We start from the raw sequence: 509 nt of genomic DNA, 5'->3' as shown, positions 1-509 counted from the left end.
CTGATGAGACGACGATTCTCAATTTCCGGCGGTTATTGGAGCAGCATCAACTGACGGCCGCCTTCATGAACACCATCAATGACGGGTTGGAAGAGGAAGGTTTGCTGCTGAAAGGCGGCACTATGGTGGATGCCACCCTCATCCATGCGGCCCCCTCGACCAAGAATCGGGACAAGACCCGTGACCCAGAGATGCATCAGACCAAGAAAGGGAATCAGTGGTACTTCGGCATGAAGATTCACGTGGGGGCGGATGTCGATAGCGGAGTGGTTCACACCGTATCGGTCACCCCGGCGAATGTGGCGGATGTTACCGAACTGCCCAACCTCCTGCGAGAAGATGACCGGGCGGTATTTGGCGATGCGGCGTATGCCAACACCCCCTACAAGCGTGCTGCCCGCCAGGCAGGCGTCTACTGGGGTGTCGCGCTGAAAGCGCGTCCCAAGTACCGCCTGGGGTCCAGCCAGAAGCAGAGGAACCGCAAGCACTCATCGATCCGCAGCCGGGTC

1 protein-coding gene is annotated in these 509 nt (G+C 59.1%); it reads left to right on the top strand.

What is annotated here, in order from left to right; genetic code table 11:
• Nucleotides 1–509, top strand: a 509-nt coding sequence (locus tag ACYQ1H_RS15545; protein ID WP_460028946.1) for an IS5 family transposase, incomplete at both ends; no start/stop codon positions are given.

The organism is Methyloparacoccus murrellii (assembly GCF_054657115.1).
This window is presented reverse-complemented; position numbering and strand designations above follow the sequence as displayed.